General features: G+C 53.5%; 21 protein-coding genes, 4 tRNA genes and 1 pseudogene. 12 read left to right on the plus strand and 14 right to left on the minus strand.

From position 1 onward, the window contains the following. Positions 1–3: 3 nt before the first annotated feature. From WFN75_RS09925 to WFN75_RS09940, 4 genes are read right to left on the minus strand one after another with little or no spacing between them, the layout of a single operon-like run. Positions 4–549, minus strand: a complete 546-nt coding sequence (locus WFN75_RS09925; RefSeq protein WP_336996251.1) for a replication protein P — start codon at positions 547–549, stop codon at positions 4–6. Beyond that, positions 461–1,501, minus strand: a complete 1,041-nt coding sequence (locus WFN75_RS09930; RefSeq protein WP_336996100.1) for a DnaT-like ssDNA-binding domain-containing protein — start codon at positions 1,499–1,501, stop codon at positions 461–463. The genes WFN75_RS09925 and WFN75_RS09930 overlap by 89 nt, the downstream gene beginning before the upstream one ends. 27 nt (positions 1,502–1,528) lie before the next feature. Beyond that, positions 1,529–2,083, minus strand: coding sequence for a toxin YdaT family protein (locus tag WFN75_RS09935; protein WP_336996101.1), 555 nt, complete (start codon positions 2,081–2,083; stop codon positions 1,529–1,531). A 2-nt stretch (positions 2,084–2,085) separates the two neighbouring features. Then, a complete protein-coding gene (locus WFN75_RS09940; protein ID WP_336996102.1) occupies positions 2,086–2,316 on the minus strand; it encodes a transcriptional regulator in 231 nt (76 codons plus the stop codon). Between the two features lie 89 nt (positions 2,317–2,405). Between WFN75_RS09940 and WFN75_RS09945 the strand changes: the two genes are divergently transcribed. The 6 genes from WFN75_RS09945 to WFN75_RS09970 all read left to right on the plus strand — a co-directional run bounded on the left by WFN75_RS09945 (position 2,406) and on the right by WFN75_RS09970 (position 7,709). Next, the gene (locus tag WFN75_RS09945; RefSeq protein ID WP_336996103.1) at positions 2,406–2,834 is read left to right on the plus strand and encodes a helix-turn-helix domain-containing protein; all 429 of its coding nucleotides are present in this window, start codon (positions 2,406–2,408) and stop codon (positions 2,832–2,834) included. A gap of 405 nt (positions 2,835–3,239) precedes the next feature. Further along, positions 3,240–3,422: a DUF1482 family protein gene (locus WFN75_RS09950; protein WP_336996104.1), complete on the plus strand. Its 183-nt coding sequence runs from the start codon at positions 3,240–3,242 to the stop codon at positions 3,420–3,422. A gap of 42 nt (positions 3,423–3,464) precedes the next feature. Further along, a complete protein-coding gene (locus WFN75_RS09955; RefSeq protein ID WP_336996105.1) occupies positions 3,465–3,794 on the plus strand; it encodes an Rrf2 family transcriptional regulator in 330 nt (109 codons plus the stop codon). Positions 3,795–3,946: 152 nt separating this feature from the next. Continuing rightward, positions 3,947–6,400, plus strand: coding sequence for an exonuclease (locus WFN75_RS09960; RefSeq protein ID WP_336996106.1), 2,454 nt, complete (start codon positions 3,947–3,949; stop codon positions 6,398–6,400). Between the two features lie 21 nt (positions 6,401–6,421). Further along, on the plus strand, positions 6,422–6,748 hold the full coding sequence (locus tag WFN75_RS09965) for a DUF4224 domain-containing protein (RefSeq protein WP_286933714.1): 327 nt from the start codon (positions 6,422–6,424) through the stop codon (positions 6,746–6,748). Continuing rightward, positions 6,687–7,709, plus strand: a complete 1,023-nt coding sequence (locus WFN75_RS09970; protein ID WP_336996252.1) for a tyrosine-type recombinase/integrase — start codon at positions 6,687–6,689, stop codon at positions 7,707–7,709. The genes WFN75_RS09965 and WFN75_RS09970 overlap by 62 nt, the downstream gene beginning before the upstream one ends. A gap of 87 nt (positions 7,710–7,796) precedes the next feature. On the opposite strand, the gene WFN75_RS09975 is transcribed toward WFN75_RS09970, so the two are convergent. Next, a tRNA-Ser gene (locus tag WFN75_RS09975) sits at positions 7,797–7,886 on the minus strand. A gap of 93 nt (positions 7,887–7,979) precedes the next feature. Between WFN75_RS09975 and mtfA the strand changes: the two genes are divergently transcribed. Both mtfA and WFN75_RS09985 read left to right on the plus strand, forming a co-directional pair. After that, positions 7,980–8,777, plus strand: coding sequence for a DgsA anti-repressor MtfA (mtfA, locus tag WFN75_RS09980; protein ID WP_207292012.1), 798 nt, complete (start codon positions 7,980–7,982; stop codon positions 8,775–8,777). Between the two features lie 100 nt (positions 8,778–8,877). After that, positions 8,878–8,953 (plus strand) — tRNA-Asn (locus tag WFN75_RS09985). Positions 8,954–9,014: 61 nt separating this feature from the next. Here WFN75_RS09985 and WFN75_RS09990 read toward each other — a convergent pair. The 3 genes from WFN75_RS09990 to nac all read right to left on the minus strand — a co-directional run bounded on the left by WFN75_RS09990 (position 9,015) and on the right by nac (position 12,304). Continuing rightward, positions 9,015–10,022 (minus strand): hypothetical protein, encoded by a 1,008-nt coding sequence (locus WFN75_RS09990; protein WP_263616145.1) that lies wholly within the window; start codon positions 10,020–10,022, stop codon positions 9,015–9,017. 317 nt (positions 10,023–10,339) lie between these two features. Beyond that, positions 10,340–11,290 (minus strand): HTH-type transcriptional regulator Cbl, encoded by a 951-nt coding sequence (gene cbl, locus WFN75_RS09995; protein ID WP_263616146.1) that lies wholly within the window; start codon positions 11,288–11,290, stop codon positions 10,340–10,342. A 96-nt stretch (positions 11,291–11,386) separates the two neighbouring features. Then, positions 11,387–12,304, minus strand: coding sequence for a nitrogen assimilation transcriptional regulator NAC (nac, locus tag WFN75_RS10000; protein WP_040074943.1), 918 nt, complete (start codon positions 12,302–12,304; stop codon positions 11,387–11,389). A gap of 322 nt (positions 12,305–12,626) precedes the next feature. Here nac and WFN75_RS10005 point away from each other — a divergent pair. Beyond that, positions 12,627–12,702: transfer RNA gene (locus tag WFN75_RS10005), tRNA-Asn, on the plus strand. A 116-nt stretch (positions 12,703–12,818) separates the two neighbouring features. On the opposite strand, the gene WFN75_RS10010 is transcribed toward WFN75_RS10005, so the two are convergent. From WFN75_RS10010 to WFN75_RS10025, 4 genes are read right to left on the minus strand one after another with little or no spacing between them, the layout of a single operon-like run. Further along, entirely contained in the window at positions 12,819–13,346 is a 528-nt protein-coding gene (locus WFN75_RS10010; protein WP_046884834.1) for a fimbrial protein, read from the minus strand. A gap of 42 nt (positions 13,347–13,388) precedes the next feature. After that, on the minus strand, positions 13,389–14,342 hold the full coding sequence (locus tag WFN75_RS10015) for a fimbrial protein (protein ID WP_263616147.1): 954 nt from the start codon (positions 14,340–14,342) through the stop codon (positions 13,389–13,391). After that, on the minus strand, positions 14,326–16,860 hold the full coding sequence (locus WFN75_RS10020; protein WP_336996107.1) for a fimbria/pilus outer membrane usher protein: 2,535 nt from the start codon (positions 16,858–16,860) through the stop codon (positions 14,326–14,328). Before WFN75_RS10020 ends, WFN75_RS10015 begins: the two co-directional genes overlap by 17 nt. A 34-nt stretch (positions 16,861–16,894) precedes the next feature. After that, entirely contained in the window at positions 16,895–17,569 is a 675-nt protein-coding gene (locus WFN75_RS10025) for a fimbrial biogenesis chaperone (RefSeq protein ID WP_207292017.1), read from the minus strand. A gap of 332 nt (positions 17,570–17,901) precedes the next feature. Between WFN75_RS10025 and shiA the strand changes: the two genes are divergently transcribed. From shiA to WFN75_RS10040, 3 genes are all read left to right on the plus strand, one after another. Continuing rightward, on the plus strand, positions 17,902–19,215 hold the full coding sequence (gene shiA / locus WFN75_RS10030) for a shikimate transporter (protein WP_336996108.1): 1,314 nt from the start codon (positions 17,902–17,904) through the stop codon (positions 19,213–19,215). Between the two features lie 113 nt (positions 19,216–19,328). Further along, positions 19,329–20,783: an AMP nucleosidase gene (locus WFN75_RS10035; RefSeq protein WP_040074940.1), complete on the plus strand. Its 1,455-nt coding sequence runs from the start codon at positions 19,329–19,331 to the stop codon at positions 20,781–20,783. An 18-nt stretch (positions 20,784–20,801) separates the two neighbouring features. Next, positions 20,802–22,577, plus strand: a complete 1,776-nt coding sequence (locus tag WFN75_RS10040; RefSeq protein WP_336996109.1) for an aminopeptidase P family protein — start codon at positions 20,802–20,804, stop codon at positions 22,575–22,577. Between the two features lie 53 nt (positions 22,578–22,630). On the opposite strand, the gene WFN75_RS10045 is transcribed toward WFN75_RS10040, so the two are convergent. Both WFN75_RS10045 and WFN75_RS10050 read right to left on the minus strand, forming a co-directional pair. Next, positions 22,631–22,706 (minus strand) — tRNA-Asn (locus WFN75_RS10045). 80 nt (positions 22,707–22,786) lie between these two features. After that, positions 22,787–24,282 (minus strand): annotated as a pseudogene (locus tag WFN75_RS10050) (EmmdR/YeeO family multidrug/toxin efflux MATE transporter). Between the last annotated feature and the right edge of the window lie 48 nt (positions 24,283–24,330).

Here is a 24,330-nt window from a genome sequence, read left to right on the forward strand (position 1 = left end):
GATTTAGTTGCTGAAACCAGCCGCTTTGCGGCGTTTGTACTCTTCCATCAGCAGCTGTGCCGGAGTTGGTCCTGCCGGGTGCTGCGGTGCTGCCAGTTGGCGACGGATCGGAGGAACCGATAGACCGTTGCTAACGTGTTTGGTCCACTTCGTGAGAAGTTTTTCTGCCAGTTTCTTCAATTCCCCCTCTGTCATCTGGCGTTCAACGCCTGTTCTGCGCATCTCGATGCAGATGTGATACAGCACCGGCTGCGGCCAAGGATATTTATCGCTGCCCGAATATCGATATGATTCGTTTCGCCAGCGCCGGTAATCCGACATCACTTGCTCCGAGGTAAGCCCAAACGGATTGGCACCACTCTCTGAAACCAGAGAGACAAACTCAGCGAGATCCGGGGGCCAGGTATTACCAACTGCGCAACGTTCCATGCACTGCTGGCATACAAGGCTGATTTGACTCTCAGTCATCGAACCTATCTGAGCAATCCAGAGGTCCGTAGGTTCTGCCCCATTCTTCTGCGTCCATCGGTTGGAGAAGATTTCCCCCATCACCTGCCACAACCGCCATGCCGTCTCCGTTGCCATCAAGCCCGTTCGCACGCCGCCATTTTGCGTGTGCTGACTGAATTTGCTGAACAGCTCGGGATGCTGTTGGTTCTGATTGAACTGCCGCATTTTGCTTTCCTCCGGTCTGTGGTTTTTGGTTCGTTCTCACGCGCTGTACATGCCTGGAAAATTTCTGCTCCCACTGCACCTGAGTGAATACCTTCCCCTCAGACATCCAGTACGACGTGAACTCTGCGAGCTCGGTAACGAGATAGTCAGGCTCAGGCAAAGCGATCCCCCACATAGCCGCGCGCTGTCGAAAATCTCTGGACGGCAACCAGGAGCCAGACATTGTGAATTTACCGATCGGTTCATTCATGCCTTCCAGGTAACGCGGGGCGGTTGGGTCAGCTGGTGGAACTACCCCACCCGGGCTTTCTGTATGGCCAGCGCTAAAAGAGGGGTTTATTCCTTTCCCTTCCGTATCCGTATCCGTATCCGTCGGTGAGGGCTCAGTGACCTCTCCATGAGTACTCACTGAGTCTTCACTGAGGCCTCGGTGATTAGTGTTTGAATTACCCCCGACATCCTTGCCCGATTCAGTGAATTCACGGGGGAGCGGTATTTTTGTGGCCGACGGGCGATTGATTTTCTGATGCTTAAGAAATCCTTTTATTTGGAGGTAATTAACTCCACTCACTGAATACTCACTGAGCAGTCCATGAGTTATCAATTCAAGTAGCAGTGGCTCACAATCGATCATGTCAGCCGGAAAGATTTGCATCTTGAGGCGTTTCGGAGACCGCTCAAGGCACCCCATATCATTTGCGAAGTTAAATAACCCGATAAACAATAAGCGCGCTGGAATTGAGCATTCCACCACCTTCTCATCTGTCCAGAATTCAGGTTTAACTGTTCTGATGCGGGCCATCAAAAACCTCTTTTTAACCAGCATCGCTGGTGGTCATTGTTCAAAACTCGATTAAAAAAATTGCGGCGCTACGGCGCTAATACTCGCCAATAGTGGTCCCGCCGCGTCAGCAGGTAACATGTTGAATAAAGCGATTGCCGCTTCACGAATTTCCTTCTCAAGTTTCTGCAACGGTGCTCCAAGCAGCTTCGCCTGGTGTGCCTCACTGCATTCCTTGATTGCATTCGCCACCAGCTCGGCTTCCGTTCTGGCATTACTGAGGCCATGTTTTCTGGCGATCTCTACAGGCATAGCTGCGACAATTGCGTCCGACAGCTGCATAACGTAAGCAGTGTATTTATCCGAGCGTCCCTCATTCTTCAGATAGCGGAATAGGTTCTGCTTATTGACCGCTATACCGCGGCCCCCTTCCTTAGCCCACTGTTCGGCCACCAGCTGCGCGATCTTTTCCTGAGCCTGGCCGGGTAAAGAGGATTTCCACTCCCGCACTGCCTCCAGTAAGGAACGATGCCTTGAGCTGTCTCGCCGACGCGCCATAAACTGATTTTGAGTTTTCAGCGGTGCGGCGAAATGCTGGTTATGATGTTGATGTGTGATTGATTGCATGATTAAGCCTCCTTTTGAGGTAAACCATCTGTCGGATTGGGATAAAGATCCGGACGTAGCTCATGGGGTATTACTTTCCAGTCCAGAGCCCTACAAGCGTTTAAAACCTCGGTACTAGCTACCTGAGTACGAAACCAAACAGAAACGGTTTGTGAATTTTTACCTAAGCGGCGCGCTAGTTCAGACTGGCTTCCACAAAGAGAAATAATTTTCATTTGAATGTTTTTGTTCATCGGGCCTCCTAAATTCCGTACCACATACTTGATAATTTACTTATCAATGTCAAGAAATTTAACTGGCCACATTTGAAAAGAAACTTTGTATGCTGGTTTACTGGTTAGATTGGGAACTGAAAATGAACTTCGAAGAACGTTTGCAAAGAGCTCTTGATGAGGCGGGAATCTCTCAATCGGAACTGGGGCGCCGTATCGGCGTTAACTCGCAAACCGTTAGCCACTGGTGTAATGCAGGTATTTTTCCGCGTAAAGAGAAGCTTGTGCTTTTGCCGGAAGCGCTTGGAAAGCCGCTGTATTGGTTTTTTATGACCGATGAAGAAGAAGAACACATAGCCTCTGTAATGCAGAGTAAAACAATTCTTACTTCGCAACAGTCAGCGCTTTTGGAAGTCTTTGATCAATTGCCAGAAGCTGAGCAAGAAAGATTTATATCACTAGCAAAAACCAGACTAGAAGAGCTTGATGCTTTCATGGCCGAATTTTTACGCAAACGAAAAATCGATCCTCAGTCCTAAAACTCCAGCCCCCAACTATTAAAGGCCGCTTATAGCGGCTTTTTTTGCATCTAAAGCGCACCCACTCTGATAACAATAACATATGCTGGTATGTTATTTATCAAATACACCTTGACCTCTGGTATATTTATTTGTAGCCTGATTTTAGAAAATCAGTCATCAAGGCAGGACGCCCACGAAGTAGTTGCCGGCGGCATACGAATCACCGGATGAGATGGCATTAGCACTTGCGCAGCAGGATTTACCGTTCCGCTAGCCTGGCGATAAAGGCAAACAGGAGATAACCATGATCGACTTCGCACGCAACCCAGTAGGCCTTCAGGCTGTTCGCCTCAGTCTGGTGGGGATATTAGTTCGCAAGCTCTGCTACTTCCTCGCTCAGAAAGGCAATCCAGAGTTAAACGCATGACCTCATTGTTCACGTTAATCGTTAGTGTCTGCGCCCTCACCGGGGAATGCTCAGACATCATGCTCGGTATTTATCAGAGCGAGAAAGTATGTGAAGCAGCTGCCGCAGAGCAGCATGTGAAAGGAGACTGTTACCCATACAAAGCGGCTGACGACCAACAGCCTGCGTTTCATTTTTAATCGAGTTTTGACCAATGGCCGCAGGCCTTGAAGGAAACCAATATGGAATTCGGTATGAAGCGGGTTATGGCATCTGTCCAGGCCATTGCAGTTTTGGACACCATCTATAACGGCGCTCCGGTAACAATCGCAGCAGTAAGTAAAGAATCAAAGCTCTCGATTTCCTACCTTGAGCAAATATTTAAACAGCTGCGCCGCGGGAAACTTGTCATCTCGCACAGAGGGCCGGGCGGCGGCTATGTGCCACGCGATGGTGAGATTTCAGTATCAGAGGTGATCCGGGCTGTCAGTAAAGCACCTGAGAACACCGCCTTCGATCCCGTGCTGGATGCGCTCGACTTGGTGCTGGTCTCCCAGCTCAAGAAAAAATAGCAGCGCCCAAAAAGCACAAAACCCGCGCAAGGCGGGTTAAGTACCCGGTCAGCCGACCAAAGCTTTCCGGAATCGAGTTTTGACCAATGACCACTACCCAAGGCGGCAATCATTAGCTGCGGGTATCTTACAACCAAATTTAAGGACCCGATATGGAATTCTTTCATTTAATCAAGGCAACGCAAAAATCAGGCAAGAAAGATGTCGTAATCTGGTTCACTGCTAAAAGTGCAGCGCGCGCCAACCTGCAGCTGGATGTCGCGCTTGAAGACGCCGAAATTGAAACCGGCCGCGGTAAAGATTACGCCAAACCGATCCGCACTGACCTGCCAGTGTGTAACGACTTGCCTAAAGAAGGCGCGATTGACTACACCTGGTGCGAACGCTACGAGCTGCAGGACGACGGACGCACCTGGCTTCCAAAGGCTGCTGGTACCGTTGAAGCCACCATTCCTGACGATGTGAACATCGCTGCTGACGTTACGACTGGAAAAGAGACCGTATCGTTAGAAAACCGTACTCCAGCCGTCCGCTTTGCCGTGCACCTGACCAGCAGCAAATATCAAACACATATAACTAAAGAGCAGCAGTTGGATGCCAGCGAAATGTCGCTGGATGAAGGCAACACATATCTCCAGACCCTGCTTCAGGCCAAAAGCGAAACGCCTGAAGTTGATGAACTCAGCCTGCACGCTGAATGGAAACTGGTTCAGGCGGTTAAAGATATTTTCGCTCAGGGCGAAGAACATAAAGCTGATGTTATCGCAGCTTTCATGTCCGACTGGGCGAAAGCAGAAACTGGCGATCGTAACCAGCTGGTAGAGGACTGGTTGAACGGCAAATTCCCAATGATTAAAGCAAGTTTTGAAACCGATGCAGCTGACGGCACCGGGCAAGTCGAGCAAGGTCTGGTGATTGACGAGCATGACGACGAAGACACCCATTATCCCGTTGTGCAGATGCCCTTTCGCAAACAGTTGCTCGCCCAGTTCACAGCTGACGAACTGCGTCACCACGTAACCCGTGAAGAATTCGCAGCGCTTGGCGTGCTTGAAATGGATACTGATAACAGCTACGTCCAGAACTTGCTGCTAGCCGCTGAGAGCTGCCCGGAAGTGAAGGGGTACGACACCAAGGATCTTTGGCGTTTCACCGACGCCATTCGCAAGGTATTCAGTCAGGATAAGCGTCACGAGTTGGCTCTGGTACTCCGTTTCACCAGAATATGGGCTGCAACTGATTACATCAACCGCGGTATCCTGGCGCGCGAATGGGCTGCCGGCAACCGTATCAGTAATGTGCAGCGCACTGACTCAGGCACCAATGCAGACGGCGGTTTTATCACCGACCGCGGTGAAGGTGCCCATCACACGCTGGATACTCTGGATCTGGAAATCGCCTGTGCCCTACTTCCTATGGACTTTAACCATCGTGAAATCCCTGGCAGCATTCACCGCCGCGCCAAAGAGATTGTCGCCAGCAAAGAGCAGCCCTGGAAGTCCTGGAGCACCATCCTTCGCAATCAACCTGGCATTCTGTCGGTAAACCGTGCAGCCATCTTCAACCTGGTACGCATCGCACCGGAGAACATCCACCTGACGCCTGTTGCTCACTTGGAGTTCATTAACCAGACGATGACGGCTGAATTCAATGCTGCAACTGAGTTGGTGACTGTGCCTGCGCCAGCTGCTGAGCAACACGTATTGCAAAAATGGGTAGAAGCAGGTGAGCAAAAACTCGCTGATGAAGATGAAGCAGAAACGCAGAACCTTCCTAAGTGGGCAGGCTCCACCGCCAGCCAACCGCAGGTCGCCAACCTCGGCGGCGGCATGTTCTCCATTGATGGTCTGATGGGTGGAAATACTGAACCGGTCATCAATAACACCTCAAACGAAGTCGAAAAAACGGAAACAGTAACGGAGACCACCAGCAATGTGCAGATGGAAGAGGCTCAGTCAGAGAAAGTCGAAGTTACTAATGCGGTATCAACAGGCGAAAGCGTTAATGCAATTGCTACGCAAACAGATGCAGTAGCGGAAACCTTGTTCACACACCTGATGGTGGATCTCGAAACTATGGGTAATAAACCTGGCGCGCCGATCGTTTCAGTCGGGGCAGTATTCTTTGATCCGTCCAGCGGGACAACTGGCGCCGAGCATTATCAGGTGATTGACCTCGAATCGTCGATGTCATTCGGGGCCAAGCCAGACGCCAGTACCATCCTCTGGTGGCTGAAGCAATCGCCGGAAGCCCGATCTGCAATCGTGGTGGATGATACGGTTGGGCTGGTAGAAGCGCTCGAGCAGCTTCTCGACTTCATTGCTGAAAACGCAGCCAACGGCTCTAAGAATGTGCAGCTTTGGGGGAATGGTAGTTCGTTTGATTGTTCCCTCCTGGAAGCAGCATTTGAATTGGCTGACACCCCCTTCCCTATCCCGCACTGGAATTACCGCGACGTGCGAACCGTCGTTGAGCTGGGAAAAGCTGTCGGACTGAATTGCCGCTACGACATCCCCTTCGAAGGTGATCCGCATCATGCCCTGGCGGATGCCCGGCATCAGGCGAAATATGTTTCTGCCATCTGGCAGCACCTGACCGCAAACTGATTTTTCATTTACAGAAATTCAATGTCCAGCCAGTTATTGTTTACTGGCTGGCTATCTGAGGTGATAGCCATGCACGAACTTACACTGTCACCAGCGGAAATTGCAGAGATTACGGGCTATCGGCGTTACACAGAGCAGCAGCGCCAGCTGCGTTGCCACGGCATCCCATTCACTACGGATGGTAGAAACAGGCCAATTGTTCTGCGTCGAAATCTGGCACCAAATACGACTGAATTACCAAAGGTTGACGAACATGTTGCAACAGAACCTGACTACGACGCCATTTATGGGAAGACCACGAAAGGATCCAAAGGACGCTCAATTGCCTCCGCGGGTTACCAAAAATAAATACAGTTACGTCTGGAAGCCAAAAGGAACGAAGCTAAGCATTACGCTGGGAAAGATCCGTAACACTAGCATGTCAAAGCTCTGGCAGCGCTATGAAGAAGAAAAGGCGAAACGTCATGACGTTATGACTTTTTCCAAACTCTGGAATATGTTTTTGGAAAGCCCATCCTTTACCGAGCTAGCCCCCAGGACTCAGAAGGATTACAGGCAGCACCAGAAGCAATTGCTGGCGGTGTTCGGCAAGATGAGGGCCGATGATATCAAGATTGAACAGGTCCGCATCTTTATGGATCGTCGAGGCCTGGGTAGTAAGACCCAGGCGAACCAAGAAGTCGCCAGTATGTCTCGAGTTTTTGGCTGGGGATATGAGCGTGGCTATGTGAAAGGTAACCCATGCAAAGGCATCAGAAAATTCACGCTCAAAGCGCGGGAGGTTTACATCACAGATGAAGAATATCAGGCCATTTATGAGGAAGCTGCGCCAGCACTACGCGCCGGAATGGAAATATCTTATCTGTGCGCAGCTCGCGTTTCAGATGTTAGGGCATTGAAATGGTCACAGATAAGCGACAAGGGAATATTTATTCAGCAAGGCAAAACGGGAATAAAGCAGATCAAGGCGTGGAACGAACGGTTGAAAAATGCTGTAGAAATAGGCAGGAGTCTTGGCGGTAAAGAAACGGTGATCTGCAGCAGTAAAAAAACAAAATATTCGAAGAGTGGCTTCAACGATCTTTGGGAAGAGGCGCGTGCAGCAGCAGGTGAAAAGCTCGGCCGGCAACTGAATTGCACGTTTCACGATATCAAGGCAAAAGGCATTTCTGACTATGAAGGATCATCTAAAGAGAAGCAGCTTTTCTCGGGCCACAAAACCGAAAGCCAAGTGTTAGTCTACGACAGAAAAGTTAAGATATCTCCGACCTTGGACAGGCCTGTTTTAGATAATTCAGATGGGGACTAAGGCGGGGAATATACCAAGAGAGTATACCAATATCATACCAAGTGTGACCGGGCTCGTTGAAAGCGGAGCGGGTAAGTGCTTGAATAGTGGCGGAGAGAGGGGGATTTGAACCCCCGGTAGAGTTGCCCCTACTCCGGTTTTCGAGACCGGTCCGTTCAGCCGCTCCGGCATCTCTCCGTTTTGATGGTTGCCATGATGCCAGGTAATTTGGCATTTTAACAGTCCATAACCGTTCAATTTTGTTCAAGTGACGAGTTTGCGAGCAAAGCGATGATTAAGTGGCCCTGGAAATCTAATGAATCCGCGCGTAACACGGCATTCCCCTGGGAAGAAGCGCTGGCGATCCCGGTGTTGGCCTGGCTTCCGGACGAGGATAAACATCAACTCGCTCAGCTGGCAGAACGTTTTTTACAGCAAAAACGCCTGGTTGCGCTGCAAGGTTTTGAGCTTGATGAACAGAAGAGTGCGCGTATCGCCCTGCTCTTCTGCCTACCCGTGCTTAAACTCGGTATTGAGTGGCTGGATGGTTTCCACGAAGTGCTAATCTACCCCGCCCCCTTCGTCGTCGATGACGAGTGGGAAGATGACATCGGGCTGGTGCACAATCAACGCATGGTGCAATCTGGCCAGAGCTGGCAACAGGGGCCCATTATCCTGAACTGGCTCGATATTCAGGACTCCTTCGACGCCTCCGGATTTAACCTTATCGTGCATGAGGTGGCGCATAAGCTCGACACCCGCAATGGCGATCGCGCGAGCGGTGTGCCCTTTATCCCGCTGCGGGAAGTCGCAGGCTGGGAGCACGATCTCCATGCCGCCATGAACAATATTCAGGATGAGATCGATCTGGTGGGAGAGAGTGCAGCAAGCATAGATGCTTACGCCGCAACCGATCCGGCGGAGTGTTTCGCCGTGCTGTCCGAATACTTCTTCAGCGCCCCTGAACTGTTCGCCCCTCGCTTCCCGTCGCTCTGGCAACGGTTCTGCCATTTTTATCAGCAAGATCCCCTCCAGGGAATTCGTAATAACGAAGCGCGTGATGGCGATACAGGCGTTCAGGTACATTAAATCAGCGGTTTGTGGCTTAATTAATCAGTTGATTCAGTGCGTTAAATTTAGTGTTGACACAAAATAGCGAGGCCATTAACATGCGCCTCGTTCACACGATTCCTCTGTAGTTCAGTCGGTAGAACGGCGGACTGTTAATCCGTATGTCACTGGTTCGAGTCCAGTCAGAGGAGCCAAATTTGAAAAGCCTGCTTTTAAGCAGGCTTTTTGCTTTTCTGCGTCCGGGGCGCATTTTTACTATTTTCCACCGCTATCTAGGGCGTCACGGTTGAGCACCTCACCGCAGAGGCGCATTTCTGGCGGCTCTGCAGGGGTGATAACGCCAATTCGTACTGGCAACGCATCCGCTTGCTGGCACGCTTTTTTCAGCTGTTGCCACGCCTCTGCCTCCGACTCCATGTCACTTATCAGGGTATCAAACGCCCCTTCAACGACTTCAATCTTGACAGGCTGATCGTCATGACGTTCGGTGGGTTCGCGCTCTCCGTCCCCGGTAAGGGTGTTCTCCAGCTCGCTGAGCCTGCTGGTTAAGACCGCCAGGTTGTTTTCCGCCGCGTTCGGTGAATAGAAAAATAACCCGCTAATAAATAACGCTTCCATCACCTCGAAGAAGGCAAAGGTCGTGTCGCCGTAAACGTAGAGGCCTTGTTCGCTGCGCCGCACTCCCGAGATCTGTTCATTGAGCAGATCCTCTTTCTGCGAAACCGTGAGCGTCTGCTTGTTGTAGAGAATAACCGGCAAGTTTTTAATTTCGTGGATATTCTCACTCAGACTCCAGCGCTCCTTCTCGCCCTGGATAAAACCGGACGCATCGCAGACGGTTTCAATATCAAATTCATCGGTGGAGAAGCGCTCGCGATTAAAATAGTCGCTCACGTCCTCGCTCTCCTCCATGCCTTCCCGCACCCAGCAGCGATAGACTGAACTTCGGCGATCAATGCCAATCCACTCCAGATCCACGGTGCCAGGGCTGGAAGGTTTTCTTGCCTCGTCAATCCATGCGCCGACATCTCTGTCGAGATAGGCGCCAAGCAGGTCTTTCCAGGGCTCAATCGCCACGAAGATATTGGCAAGGGTTGTTCCTGCTTCAATGATGACGGGATGGCGAAAAAATCTGAGGAGGAACCAGGGATCGGTAGCGGCAGTGGTGTTCTGTATTGCCAGCAAGGGCAACGCTGTTGTCTCATCGTAATGTGAGCGGAAACGCAGTACCGAATCGGTACAAAAAATTAATTCACCGTCCATCTTGTCTCTGGCTCCTGATGTTGTATTGCAGCCCTGCAAACCAAACCACTCATCAAAACTGTCCGTCGTTTCGATCGCCCATACGGGATCTCCTGAACATAGAACACAAGCTGTATAGGTGTAAAGCTACAGGAGGGAGTGTGCCTGGCTGACAGATAAAAAGGTATCTACCTTTACAGGATGTGCGAGTGAGGCTTCGCCATAAGCCTCCAGGGGATGAAACCTACACTTTTGCGTGCGACCATTGTCGCAACGCGCGCCAGTGCGGGCATAAAAAAACCTGCGCAAGGCAGGCTTTTTTCGCAGGTGCGCGGGTTCTAAATCTGATAATCAAGCGCCACCTCTTCCGGCTCCATGGCCTGGCGCTTAATTTCATCCACCGACAGGCCGGCGTTACAGAGTTCAATGAAACGCCAGACGTAGTTACGCTGCAGTTGGCCGCGCTTCAGACCAAGCCAGACCGTATTGGCATCGAAAAGGTGGCGTGTATCTAGGCGCACCAGATTACCCGGCTCGCTCTCAGTGCCGGACTGCTCGGCCACCAGCCCGATTCCCAGGCCCAGCTCGACGTAGGTGCGAATCACGTCGGAGTCCTGGGCGCTGAGCACAATGTCTGGCGTTAACCCTTTACGATGAAAGGCTTCATCGATGCGCGAACGCCCGGTAATACCCTGCCGATAGGTAATCAACGGCCATTTATTGATCTCTTCCAGCGTAAGTGGGTTTATCTGCGTCAGGGGGTGATCGGTCGGCAGCAGGAGCGTGTGATGCCAGCGGAACCAGGGAAAAGCCACCAGTTGCGGATCATTGCTTAAGCGCTCGCTGGCGATACCGATATCCGCCCCGCCATTTTGCAGCAGAACGTCTATCTCCTGGGGTGTCCCCTGGATCAGCTCCAGGCGCACCTGCGGAAACAGCTCGCGGAAAGCCTTAATCACCGGCGGCAGACTGTAACGTGCCTGGGTATGGGTGGTGGCGATAGTCAGCACCCCGGAGGCATCGTTGGTAAAGAGGTCGGCCAGACGGCGAACGTTACTGGCTTCGTTGAGAATACGCTCTGCGATGGACAGCAGCGCTTTTCCCGGTTCGGTCATCCCCAGCAGACGCTTACCGCGGCGGATGAAAATCTCGATACCCAGCTCCTCTTCCAGCTCACGGATATGACGACTGACGCCGGACTGAGAGGTATAAAGCATATTGGCGACCTCGGTCAGGTTGTAATCCCGACGGGCCGCCTCGCGAATAATTTTAAGTTGCTGGAAGTTCACTGTTCGCTCCGGGGCATCTGACATGGCTCTATTGTTAGAGCCTGCCTACCACGAGAACAAATAATAAAAACCCGCATCTTATGCTTTTATGGAATATTAGCTCACCAGCTGCAGTTCTCGATTCTCCAGCGATGGACGACTCACCAACGACATCAGGATCTCTTTAACCGCCTGAGCCTGAGGTGACAACGAACCGCGGGCAGAGACATTAAGCGAGAGCGGCAAACTCATCGAAGGCGTAGTAATACGGGCCATCCAGCCGTTCGCTGCACTGCAGAGAGAACGCGCGGCAGATTCAGGCAGAACCGTCACGCCCATACCGCTGGCGATCGCCGCAGTCAGGGTCGAGATAGAGTCGATTTCACCGATGATTTTCGCCGTCAGGCGGCGCAGGGAAAAGGCCTCATCGACACGCAGGCGTACGGCGCTGTAATCACGGGGCAGGAAGAGGTTCATCTCTGCGACGGCCGTGAGATCCACGCTCTGCCCTGGGCAATCGCGCGTTCCTACCAGGAAAAGATCTTCTTTTAGCAACGGCTGGCTAGTGATGCCTGCCACCGGCGAACGATCGTAGAGCACGGCCATATCCAGCTGGCCGCTCAGTAATTTATCGTTCAGGACGGAGCCGCTGTTCTCATGCAGATAAACCAGTACTTCTGGCAGTTCGGCGCGAACTGCCTGCAGCAGCGGCATGGTCACAGAGGAGGCCGCCGTTCCGGGCGCCAGGCCAATTGAAACCTGTCCGGTTAGCGTCTGCCCGACGTTGCATACCGCCAGCTGTGCCTGTTCGCACTGACGCAAAATAGTCCGTGCATGGGTATAAAGGATCTTTCCGGCTTCCGTTGGCGTGACGCCGCGCTTGGTACGGATTAACAGCTGCTGATCCATTTCGCCTTCCAGAGTAGCAACCTGTTGGCTCAACGCGGGCTGCGCAATATGCAGCACTTCTGCGGCCTGAGTCAGGCTACCGATGTCGACGATTTTTACGAAGTATTTCAGTCGTCTTAAGTTCATTTTGCCCCCTGTACGAAATGCGTTGCCGGTTCCGGCGCGAATTGTTGTAAGGGGTTTTGCAAGATGCTTGCCAGATTTGGAGATGAGGTCGGATATGATCGCTAAACGCCTGAAAATAAGAGATTCCAATTGTTAATCGTAAAAAGAGAAGCGTAACAGTGGTTTCTGATCTGCCCCATTAGGGGTATGAGTGCACCAAATCTGTGCAATCCGTTGGCAAAATCAGCACTTTGTTGATTTTGTCAGCAAACGATACACAAGGCGGTTTTCCCCCTTTGACAAGCGCATCGGACGCCGCTAATATTCGCCCCGTTCACACGATTCCTCTGTAGTTCAGTCGGTAGAACGGCGGACTGTTAATCCGTATGTCACTGGTTCGAGTCCAGTCAGAGGAGCCAAATTTTAAGAAACCGCTCAGGGAAACCTGAGCGGTTTTTTTACGTTTGCCCTTAAGGGTTCGGGCAGAGTGCGCATGGCCTTCTGCCCTGGCCCGACTAAGACAACGCGTCCTGATTTACTGGTATTCAAACGCGGCCACAATGACCGACGAGACATCGCCAGGCATCACCGAACCCGCTTTTGACAGCACGCGTGCCTGCAGTTTAAACGTCGTACTGCCCTCGCTGACGGCACCAATCAGTGAGCTGTTATTGCTCAATATGGTGTCGGTCGTCTGCTGCGATAACTCGACAGCGGTGTTGGCTGCCGCATTAGCGGCACTGTTTGCCCACAGGGTGCTGTCGCCAGAATCAGGTGTGCCAGTAAAGGTCACCTTCACGTTGGTGGTACTTGCCGGACAGCCCGCCACGGGGAGATCGAAGGTTTTTAACGTGGTACCTGCGCCCGCTGTTGCCAGGCTGGACGCCTGAATAGCTTGTCCTAAGTCCACATTCAGCGCATTTGACCCCCCATTAATTGTTGTACACGGTGAAGCAATCACTTTTCCTGTTACGTTAATATTAACGTTATCTGCCGCATAGATATTTCCCGCAAACAGCATGGCCGAAACGGAACCCGCCACATAACATAAATATTTTTTCATTTTTAGCCTGCCTTGGCATCGGTATTTAGAGATTACATTGGATTATTGATATGTCAGCGTGAGCGTAGCTGAACTATTGGCTTCGCCGACGGATACATGGTTTTTTGTTTGATAATAACGCGCAGTAATAGGAAATGTTTCGCTCCCGCCGCTGGAGTGTTTTAATGCAAGTGTGCTGTTAATAATAAGTGGTTTCCCATCATATAATAACTGTACTCCAACGCCTTGCGCTGTATTTGCCCCCCCTTGATTATTCAGTGCCAGTACGCTGGCATCACTTACATCTGGATTTTGCGTGCCATTTAATGTCACGTTGATATTTGCATTTCTGTCGCAATTCAGCCCGAGATTTTGGGTGCTGGTTTTCGCTGCAATAAAACCGACCGTTGTACCGAATTCTGAATTCAGTACATTCCCGACAGGAAATGTTAACTGGGGCGTCGTGACAGAACAGGCGACCTGTGCAACATAGCCCCCCATCAGATTAATTGTCACCGGCGTGATACCGGAAACGGTCCAGGTGCCTAACTGTGCTACCGTAAATGATCCCGGTTGGATATCCCCTGTTTTATATAACCGATATCTTACCCACGGCATATTCACCGTGGCATCGCCCGTTTGGTCTGTTGACGCCGGGTTGTCTAATTTTCCCCAGCCCAAATCAACCTCTATGGCGACGCCTGGAATATTGGTGGCATAGGCGTGAGCAATAGAAGTGGGTATCCCGCCAAGATAGGTCATCTTGTAATAGTTGGTATTGTCGCCGGTACAACTCAGTAATGTCGCCCCCTCACCGGAAGAGCTGGAGTATATCACCGACCCCACCGGCGTATCCCGCTGCACAATAACCCCGCTGGGTGTGAACCCAAGAGTTTGTGGCTCCATGCCGCTGGCAAAATTACAGGTTGCGCAGGCCGGCTCGCTGATGCCAAAGATTATCACCAGCATAAAAAATCTGAGGGCGTTATTTAACCCAATTTTATTTGCAATGTTCATTGCTTAGCACCACTCCTGATTCTGCATCCTGCTGATGAAGGGTAAAGTTCACCCGGCACTGCTCATTCTTTTCCTTGCCCCATTGCGCCTGGAGATCACCGTTATCGGGTAGCCCGGTTAAATAGACTTGCCCGGCGTCTCCCACGATGAATCCTGCCCCGTTTTGCTCGCCTCTCAGGGTAACCGTCGTGCCAAAAGGCACGGGGCGGCCATCGGTTCGGGTCAGCGTCATCAGGACGCGATTACCGACGCTGGCGATATATTGCGCGCGCACGATGGCGCCTCGCGTGGGGATCACGGTCTGCGTGGTTAACTGCAGATCAACGTCATCGGATAAGGTCGCCGGATCCAGGGAAAGGGTATTTTTACGATAGGGGGAGATGTTGCTGACTACGGTATAGCCGCGATAGTCGGTCTTCACGCCGGACTGACCGGTCACGCCGACGCCGGATGCGCCTGGCGCTTTAACCAGCGCCAGCGTTTCGCCGAAAGGCTGTGCCAGGGTAATGCCGTCGGCATGCGCCAGAATGCCGCCGTTCAGGCCATAGTTCATCCGCTGGCGGGTTTCGTCATAGCTATAACCGCCGATGACTTCGCCATAGGTCCCGTGGTAATCGGCGCTGACATTACCCGAATGCCCTGCACCGTCATTCCCGTAGCCTTGCTGCAGGCTCCAGCTCAGCGCATCCCCCTGCATGGCTGTGCCACTCAACCCCAGCGAATGGGTGGTCTCCCCCTGTTTACTGGTATTCAGGCCGTAATTGGCCCAGGAGTGGCTCAGGAACCGGTCGAGCGGAATACTGACATTCACCGCAAAAATCTGGTCTTTCTGGTAGGTTTTCCCTTCGTTGCCGCCCCCGGCGCTGGCGTTGTTGCTGTAGGTGTAATTGATCCCCCAGGATATACCCTGCCAGGCGTTGTTATAGCTCAGGCTGTACGAGCTCATGGTCTTGCTGGCGTTCCAGTAATCCTCCCGGATTGCGCTGCCACTGAGAGAGCCATAAGCGGGTCCCAGCGTCTGGCTTAGCGTCAGCTCGGCCCGGCTGCGGCGACGATCCTGCAGGGTATTATCGTCACTCCAGGAGTCCAGCACCTCCTGCATACCGTAATAACCTGCCGTGGAGTAGCGATAGCTGGTGGCAGAGAAGGTGGTTCCGCTATCGGTAAAATTCTTACTGAAGCGTATGCGCCAGGCTTGTCCTTTCGACGAGCTCGCCCCTTTCGGGCTTGACCAGGCCTGGGTCACATCGACAGATAGCGCACCCATTCCCCCCATGTTTTTACCCACGCCCAGAGCGTAAGCCTGGTACGGAGTGGATTGCTGCACGCCGCCGTACAAGGTAAATCCCTGAGGCAGACCATAAATAGCAGTGCCAAGAAGGAGGTTTTTTTTATCTACGTTGCTGTCGCTGGGGCGATAGTGACCGCCCGTCAGGCTGTACTTCAGCCGCCCTTCCCGCTGCAACACCGGAACCGACGCAAAAGGCACAACAAAATCCTGCTCGCTCCCGTCAGACTCTTTTACGGCGACATTGAGATCGCCCGCGCCACCGGTTGGGTACATGTCGGTAATTTCAAACGCGCCCGGCGCAACATAGGTCTGATAAATAACGTAGCCATTCTGTCGCACAATGACTTGCGCATTGGTACGCGCAATACCGCGCACCACCGGCGCATAACCTTTCAGACTATCGGGCAGCATATCGTCGTCGGAAGCCAGCTGGCCGCCGCGAAAGGGCAGGCTATCAAAGACGTCGGAAGGCGAGGTGCTGTCACCGAGGGTCATCTGGCTTTTTAAGAGCACGATGTTGCGCTGGGCATAGGTATAGGCCGAATCCCACCGCGCCTTACCGTCAGAATCACGGTTCCAGGTGGTGTAATTGCGCAGGCGCCACGGCCCGATATTGATCCCCGGACGCAGGTTGGCGTACTGGCTGTTGCTGTTACCAGAGGTACGGTTTCTGCTCCAGCTGTTGTCGCCGCTGAGACTGTAATTCAGTAAAAGGGCATTAATCCCCTCATCCCACATCTCCGGCGCAACATAGCCCCGGGCCTGCGAGGTTAATGCCGCCTGAGGAAGGGTTAACAACAGCTTTTGTGAACCGAAGATAAAATCAGCCGACGCCTCGGGGATCGCGGCTAAATTAACGCATTCGTGACCGTCATCGAGCCGGGGGTAAAGCCCGGTTTTTACGCCATAGCTTTGCAGCAACCCTTCCGACAGGCAGGGCTGCAGGCTGTGATCCCCTTGCGCATTCTCTACGCGGTCAAATTCAATCTCGCGGGTATCTACCGTTTGATCGTTGAGTACGACCTCCACGCGATATTTACCTGGCGCCTGAGCACCAGCCTCAAATTGTGAAAGATCGACCCCTTTCATTGAAGGGTTGTCCACTTCCAGTAATGCCGGATTAAAATACTCTTCCGCGCTAGCATTCTGCATGACCGCGGGGAGCGCCAGTGCAATCAGACAGGCGAGACGGGCCCGGGGAAACCAGGGATACATTTTCTTCTGCATAACGCGTAATACCTGTTCCCTGGTTTTATATCCGTTAAATAGCGGCGCGATGAATGGCACCCACGCCACCATAGTCATTAATCAATTTGAACGTCACCGGCCCGGTGTTAACGCCCGCGGGTAAGGCAAAAGCGGCCGATGCCCCAGGCGCAACGTAGGTGGGCTCGGGGACATTTTTCCCTGCAACCGTAATCTGGTTAAAATTCATATAATAATGAGAGGGGTTGCTGACAAGAATTTGTCCGCCGGCGATTCGCCACACCAGGTCATTGGCGAAGTTTTCCGCCCCTTTATCTCGCAGTCCTACCGGGCGATATATTAATTTGATGCGTGTTTTTATCGCGATCTGCAATGAGTTGGCTTTTTTTTCAGCCGCCGGAATTGCTTTAATGTTAAGCCAGTACATCGACTCTTTATTATCCGGCAGATTTCCCGCCCGCACGATGCGCATCACGTTCTCTTGCCCGCGATCCAGTCGATAAAGCGGTGGCGTAATAATAAAAGGCACCTTCCCGGCGCTTTTATCCGGATTATCTAGCCAGGACTGAATTAAATAGGGCACGTTGTCCGGGTTGGAAACGCTCAGTGCTGCCTCTTTTTTCCCGCCGTCATAAATGACGCGAGTGCCGCCGATATTTACCCCAGCGTTAACCGACGTGATATATAACAGCAGCAACAAAGTTAATAATGCCTTCTGAAGACCTTTCATTAAAAATCCGTTATTTCATGTGGCTGATAACGCTATTGACATCTGCCGTACCCGGCTTATTTATTACTAACATCTATTATTTAATGCTTCGTCATAGGCAACAATCGAGGCGCGGTGTAATTTTATTCGCGTAACATCTTGCTCCTGATGGCGTGCCCGTTCAGGCTTTGGCATGGCCCGGCGGGGCGGTTTTCATCTCCGGACGATTTAATCGTTTTCTCCTGTGCGCAGTCGCGGTAGTCTCATAAGCGTTGCCAATGTTTCGGCGACGGCTATGTGAGTAATCTTTAATCGATACCTATAAAAAGAAATAAGTGACAGACAGGATAACTATGGATTCCACCCTCACCTCCCCTTGCCCCGACCCGGAGGCACCTTCGCTCAATCGCGCCCGCCGGGCAGCCCTCGGCAGCTTCGCTGGTGCCGTCGTCGACTGGTATGATTTTCTGTTATATGGCATCACCGCGGCGCTGGTCTTTAACAGTGAATTCTTTCCGCAGATAGGCCCGGCGATGGGAACGCTCGCCGCCTTTGCTACCTTTGGCGTTGGGTTCCTTTTTCGTCCGCTGGGCGGGATTATCTTCGGCCACTTCGGCGATAAGCTGGGCCGCAAGCGGATGCTAATGCTTACCGTCTGGATGATGGGGATTGCCACGGCGCTGATTGGCTTACTGCCCTCTTTTGCCACGATTGGCTGGTGGGCTCCGGTTCTGCTGGTCACCCTGCGCGCCATTCAGGGCTTTGCCGTAGGCGGCGAATGGGGGGGTGCTGCACTGCTCTCCGTCGAGAGCGCACCTGCGAAAAAGAAAGCGTTCTACAGCAGCGGCGTACAGGTGGGTTACGGGGTGGGTCTCCTGCTCTCGACCGGTCTGGTTTCCCTGATAAGTGCCCTCACCACCAATGAGCAGTTTCTGAGCTGGGGCTGGCGCATTCCGTTTCTCTTCAGCATCGTGCTGGTGATTGCCGCACTGTGGGTGCGTAACGGGATGGAAGAGTCCGCCGAATTTGAACAGCAGCAAACCACACCAGTTGCAAAAGAGCGCTTACCGGTGATGGAGGCCCTGACCCGCCATCCGGGCGCATTCCTGAAAATTATCGGCCTTCGTCTGTGTGAGCTGTTGACGATGTATATCGTCACGGCGTTCGCACTGAACTACTCCACGCAAAATCTGGGGCTGCCGCGCGAGCTATTTCTCAATATCGGCCTGCTGGTGGGTGGGCTGAGCTGCCTGACCATCCCCTGCTTCGCGTGGCTTGCGGATCGCTATGGTCGTCGTCGGGTCTATATCACCGGCGCGCTTATCGGCAGCCTCAGCGCCTTTCCGTTCTTTATGGCTCTGGAAGCGCAGTCCATCTTCTGGATTGTGGTTTTCTCTGTGCTACTGGCGAACGTGGCCCATGACATGGTGGTATGCGTGCAGCAGCCGATGTTCACCGGCATGTTCGGGGCCCGCTATCGTTATAGCGGCGCAGGGGTCGGTTATCAGGTCGCCAGCGTAGTCGGCGGCGGCTTCACCCCCTTTATCGCCGCCGCACTGGTGACCTTCTCCGGTGGCGACTGGCACAGCGTGGCTATCTATCTGCTGGCGGGCTGCCTGATTTCAGCCCTCACCGCCCTGCTGATGAAATCTCGCGCCCACGCATAATCTCTACAGCGAAGGCGTTTTGCCTTCGCTGCTTCGCGTTGCCTGACTTTTGTTTCATAAGACGGTGTCATACTATCGGGTATGTCGTACACCTGTGGAACAAGGAGAAAGAGATGAATAATAAGGGCTCCGGCCTGACCCCGGCTCAGGCACTGGAAAAACTGAACGCGCTGTACGAGCAGTCAGTAAGCGATTTACGTAGTGCCATCAGTGACTATATTGAAGACGGTACGCTTCCTGATGTGGAAGCCAGAGCCAACGGCCTGTTTGTCTATCCATCGCTTTCCGTCACCTGGGATGGCAGCGTGACCAACTCCCCCAAAACCCGCGCCTATGGCCGGTTTACGCACGCGGGCTGCTACTCCACAACCGTGACCCGTCCGATGCTGTTTCGCCCCTATCTGGAAGAGCAGTTAACGCTGCTGTATCGGGATTATGACGCCCATATCACCGTAGAGCCTTCGCGCCACGAGATCCCCTATCCCTACGTGATAGATGGCTCCGCCCTGACGCTGGATCGCTCCATGAGCGCCGGGCTGACGCGCCATTTCCCGACCACCGAGCTGTCGCAAATTGGTGATGAGACCGCTGACGGGATCTACCATCCGGCGGAGTATTCCCCCCTTTCGCACTTTGATGCGCGCCGGGTGGATTTCTCGCTGGCGCGTTTGCGCCATTACACCGGCACCCCGGCAGAACATTTCCAGCCGTTTGTGCTGTTCACCAACTACACCCGCTATGTGGATGAGTTTGTGCGCTGGGGATGCAGCCAGATCCTCGATCCGGATAGCCCGTATATTGCCCTCTCCTGCGCAGGCGGGATCTGGATAACCGCCGAGACCGAGGCGCCAGAACAGGCCATTTCTGATCTGGCGTGGAAAAAACACCAGATGCCGGCCTGGCACCTGATCACCGCCGACGGCCAGGGCATCACCCTGATTAACATCGGGGTAGGACCGTCAAATGCCAAAACCATCTGCGATCATCTTGCTGTGCTGCGCCCGGATGTCTGGCTGATGATTGGTCACTGCGGCGGCCTGCGTGAAAGCCAGCTGATTGGCGATTACGTGCTGGCGCATGCTTATCTGCGTGATGACCACGTGCTGGATGCCGTCCTGCCTCCGGACATCCCCATTCCAAGCATTGCCGAAGTACAACGGGCGCTCTACGACGCCACGAAAGAGGTGAGCGGTATGCCGGGTGAGGAGGTTAAACAGCGCCTGCGTACCGGTACGGTGGTTACTACCGATGACCGCAACTGGGAATTGCGTTACTCCGCCTCAGCGCTGCGCTTCAACCTGAGCCGCGCGGTGGCCATTGATATGGAAAGCGCCACTATCGCCGCCCAGGGTTACCGTTTCCGCGTCCCTTACGGCACCTTGCTGTGCGTATCCGACAAGCCGTTGCACGGCGAAATTAAGCTGCCCGGGCAGGCGAACCGCTTCTACGAGGGGGCGATCTCCGAGCATTTACAGATTGGCATTCGGGCCATTGACCGGCTGCGGGCCGAAGGCGATAAGCTGCACTCGCGCAAACTGCGAACCTTTAACGAGCCGCCGTTTCGCTAATCATAAAAAAGGAGCGATATGCAAACCCCATCCCCTCTATCCGCGCTGCGCGAATGGCTTCGTGCGCAGAACCTTGACGGCATGATCGTGCCGCGGGCCGATGCCTTTCAAAGCGAATACTGCGCGCCGCACGATGACCAGTTGGCCTGGTTGACCGGCTTTGACGGCTCGGCGGGCCATGCGTTGATCCTCCAGGATCGCGCACTGATGTTCGTCGATGGCCGCTATCAGGTTCAGGTCCGTGAGCAGGTTGATTTAAACGCCTTCGAGATCCTGCATCTGCACAATGATCCGCTGGCCCCCTGGCTGTGGGAGAATCTTCGCCCCGGTGCTTGTATCGCGTTTGAAGCTATGTTGATGACCCCGGCGCAATACGACGCTCTGCGTGCCAGCCAGTGTACGCTGGTGCCGCTGAATGACTCCCCCTTTGACGACATCTGGCACGATCGCCCCCCGGCTCCGGTTGGGGCCATCCGCGAAATGCCGCATGAGTACAACGGGGAGAACAGCGCCGACAAACGCCAGCGCATTGCCGCCCTGCTTGATGCTCACAATGCGGATTACCTGGCGATTACCCAGCCGGACAACATCGCCTGGCTGCTGAATGTGCGTGGCAGTGATATTCCAACCAGCCCGGTACCCAACTCGTTTGCCCTGCTGGGACGCGATGGTAGCGTCGAGTGGTTTGTTAACGCTGACAAGACCCGCTCGCTCTCGTCTGCGCTACTGGCGAGCCTTACCCTCTCTGCAGAAGGTGATTTCCTCTCCCGGAGCCAGCATCTTTCGGCGGGCAAGCGCGTGATGATGGATGCCGATACCGCCCCCGTAGCCCTGCGTTTTGCGGTAGAAAAAGCGGGTGAGATCGTCTGGAATGCCGATCCCATCACCCTGATGAAGGCACTAAAAAACCCGGTGGAGCTGGCGGGCTATCGTCAGTCTCACCAGTATGACGGCGCGGCATGGGTTAATTTCCTCGCCTGGCTGGCACGCGAAGTGCCCCGGCGTGAGGCGGCAGGCAATCCGCTCACCGAGCTGGAAGCGCAAGAACAGCAGTTGGCTTTCCGCGCGCAACAGCCCGGCTTTATCGAACCCAGTTTTGCCACCATTTCAGCCTCCGCCAGTAATGCGGCAATGTGCCACTACCACTCAAGCGAAAGCACCAACAAGGCCATCACCCACCGCGACTTTTATCTGAACGACTCGGGCGGCCAGTATCATAATGGCACCACCGATGCCACGCGCACCCTGGCCTACGGCCCGCTGAGCGCTCAGTGTCGTCTGCACTATACGGCCGTGCTCAAAGGTTTTCTGTCGATGATTAGCCTGCAGTTCCCGTCCGGCACCCAGGGACACCAGATTGACGCCTTTGCCCGCAGATCTCTGTGGGAGCTGGGTCTCGATTTCGATCACGGCACCGGCCACGGCGTGGGGCATCAATTGCTAATTCATGAAAATCCACACCGCATCGCGAAAAAGGTCAATCCATGGCCGCTGGTGGCGGGAAATATTATGACCATCGAACCGGGTTACTATCTGGCCGATGCGTATGGCATTCGTATTGAAAACCAGGTGGAAGTGGTAGAGAGCCTGCCGGGCTTTTGCAAATTCGCCTCGCTGACGCTTATCCCGATCGATTTGAGTCAGGTGGAACTGCACCTGCTGAGCGAGCAGGAAAAACAGTGGCTGGACGACTACCACCAGCAGGTGCGGGAGGTACTCATGCCGCTGGTAGAGAGTGAGGCGCAGCAGTGGCTACTTGCCGCAACCGCCCCGATTCAGCGCCAGAAGGGGTAAATTCCCGGACGCAGAAAAGCAAAAAGCCTGCTTAAAAGCAGGCTTTTTAAATTTGGCTCCTCTGACTGGACTCGAACCAGTGACATACGGATTAACAGTCCGCCGTTCTACCGACTGAACTACAGAGGAATCGTGTGAACGGGGCGCATATTATCGATGCCACCCGGCGATGTCAAAGGCAGAATGCACATTTTGAATCGATTGCCGAATTATTCTCCAGTTTGCGCATCTATAAGTCGTTTTTTTGGCGCTTCCCGGACCGGACGCGGGTATTTCCACAGCCAGCGCCCACTCACCATTCGCCAGTAGAAGAACGCGCCGCGTACCGCCCAGTCAAGGAACATCCCCAGCCAGACGCCGACCACACCCCATCCCAGCATGATACCCAGCGTGTACCCGGCTACGACACGACAGCCCCACATACCGAGCATGGAGACCCACATCGCAAAACGTGCATCACGTGCCCCCTTCAGACCGGCAGGTAACACCCAGGAGGCAGCCCAGATCGGCATAAAGGCGGCGTTAAGCCAGATCAGGATCACTACCACATCTTTTACATCCTGCTCATGGGTATAGAAGGAGGCCATCAGACTGGCAAACGGCGCGGTAACCCAGGCGATGGCGGTTAATCCAATGGTCGAGAGCCAGAAAACATGGCGGAGCTGCCGCTCGGCCTGGCCAATCTGCCCTTTGCCCAGGCGCTTACCGGTGATGATGGTGGATGCCGAGCCGAGGGCGTTCCCCGGCAGGTTAATCAGCGCCGCAATGGAAAAGGCAATAAAGTTGCCAGCGATGACGTCGGTGCCCATCCCGGCAACAAACATCTGCGTCAGTAATTTTCCGCTGTTGAACAATACGGATTCAATGCTGGCCGGCACGCCAATGCCCATCACCTCCCAGATAATGGCGAAGTTAAGCGGCCGAAAGTAGCTCTTCAGGCTGATGCGAAGCGAGGGAGTGAACCCCACCGCCAGCACAGCAATAATAGCAATCGCGCCAATATAGCGAGAGATGGTTAGCCCCAGCCCGGCGCCGATAAAGCCCAGTCCATCCCAGGAGAAAATACCGTAGATCAGCACGCTGCTGATCATGATGTTCAGTATGTTCATCCCGCCGTTAATCATCAGCGGAATTTTCGTATTTCCTGCCCCACGCAAGGCTCCGCTGCCAATCAGGGCGATGGCGGCCGCGGGATAGCTCAGCACGGTCATTTCCAGATACGAGAGCGCCAGGGCCTTAACCTCGTTTGTCGCCTCCCCCGCCACGATGTTGATGATCTCTTCACCGTAATAGTGGATCACCGCCGCCAGCACTATCGAGAACAAGGTCATGATCACCAGCGACTGGCGGGCAGCAGCGCGCGCGCGTCGCGGATCGCGCTTTCCGAGGCTGAACGCCACCACCACTGTGGTACCCAGATCAATAGCCGCAAAGAAGGAGATGATGACCATGTTAAAGCTATCTGCCAGGCCCACGCCCGCCATCGCCTCCTTGCCCAGCCAGCTGACAAGGAAGGTGCTCAGCACGCCCATCAGCAATACACAGGTATTTTCCAGAAAGATAGGCACAGCAAGGGGGGTGATTTCACGCCAGAACAGAACCCGATAACTTTTACGTTTGGTATACCAGGGCGTACGCATGACGCGCTGGCGTAAAGCGGAAGTGACGTTCAAAATGGACCTTAGCGAGAAAGTTGAAACTCCATTTCAAATGATGAGGGAGAATAGACGATCCTGCAAAGTCTTTTGCAGAA

The sequence above is a fragment of the Leclercia sp. UBA7405 genome, assembly GCF_037152215.1.
Taxonomy (GTDB): domain Bacteria; phylum Pseudomonadota; class Gammaproteobacteria; order Enterobacterales; family Enterobacteriaceae; genus Enterobacter; species Enterobacter pneumoniae.

Coding starts and splice junctions, on each gene's coding strand:
- WFN75_RS09990 (WP_263616145.1), bottom strand. CDS start 10,022: ATGGACGGTGAATTAATTTTTTGTACCGATTCGGTACTGCGTTTCCGC.
- WFN75_RS10015 (WP_263616147.1), bottom strand. CDS start 14,342: ATGAACATTGCAAATAAAATTGGGTTAAATAACGCCCTCAGATTTTTT.
- WFN75_RS09950 (WP_336996104.1), top strand. CDS start 3,240: ATGACCTCATTGTTCACGTTAATCGTTAGTGTCTGCGCCCTCACCGGG.
- WFN75_RS10010 (WP_046884834.1), bottom strand. CDS start 13,346: ATGAAAAAATATTTATGTTATGTGGCGGGTTCCGTTTCGGCCATGCTG.
- WFN75_RS09935 (WP_336996101.1), bottom strand. CDS start 2,083: ATGCAATCAATCACACATCAACATCATAACCAGCATTTCGCCGCACCG.
- WFN75_RS10020 (WP_336996107.1), bottom strand. CDS start 16,860: ATGCAGAAGAAAATGTATCCCTGGTTTCCCCGGGCCCGTCTCGCCTGT.
- shiA (WP_336996108.1), top strand. CDS start 17,902: ATGGATTCCACCCTCACCTCCCCTTGCCCCGACCCGGAGGCACCTTCG.
- WFN75_RS09965 (WP_286933714.1), top strand. CDS start 6,422: ATGTCCAGCCAGTTATTGTTTACTGGCTGGCTATCTGAGGTGATAGCC.
- WFN75_RS10025 (WP_207292017.1), bottom strand. CDS start 17,569: ATGAAAGGTCTTCAGAAGGCATTATTAACTTTGTTGCTGCTGTTATAT.
- WFN75_RS09940 (WP_336996102.1), bottom strand. CDS start 2,316: ATGAACAAAAACATTCAAATGAAAATTATTTCTCTTTGTGGAAGCCAG.
- WFN75_RS09970 (WP_336996252.1), top strand. CDS start 6,687: ATGGGAAGACCACGAAAGGATCCAAAGGACGCTCAATTGCCTCCGCGG.
- nac (WP_040074943.1), bottom strand. CDS start 12,304: ATGAACTTAAGACGACTGAAATACTTCGTAAAAATCGTCGACATCGGT.
- WFN75_RS09930 (WP_336996100.1), bottom strand. CDS start 1,501: ATGCTGGTTAAAAAGAGGTTTTTGATGGCCCGCATCAGAACAGTTAAA.
- WFN75_RS09955 (WP_336996105.1), top strand. CDS start 3,465: ATGGAATTCGGTATGAAGCGGGTTATGGCATCTGTCCAGGCCATTGCA.
- WFN75_RS10040 (WP_336996109.1), top strand. CDS start 20,802: ATGCAAACCCCATCCCCTCTATCCGCGCTGCGCGAATGGCTTCGTGCG.
- mtfA (WP_207292012.1), top strand. CDS start 7,980: ATGATTAAGTGGCCCTGGAAATCTAATGAATCCGCGCGTAACACGGCA.
- WFN75_RS10035 (WP_040074940.1), top strand. CDS start 19,329: ATGAATAATAAGGGCTCCGGCCTGACCCCGGCTCAGGCACTGGAAAAA.
- WFN75_RS09925 (WP_336996251.1), bottom strand. CDS start 549: ATGGGGGAAATCTTCTCCAACCGATGGACGCAGAAGAATGGGGCAGAA.
- WFN75_RS09945 (WP_336996103.1), top strand. CDS start 2,406: ATGCTGGTTTACTGGTTAGATTGGGAACTGAAAATGAACTTCGAAGAA.
- WFN75_RS09960 (WP_336996106.1), top strand. CDS start 3,947: ATGGAATTCTTTCATTTAATCAAGGCAACGCAAAAATCAGGCAAGAAA.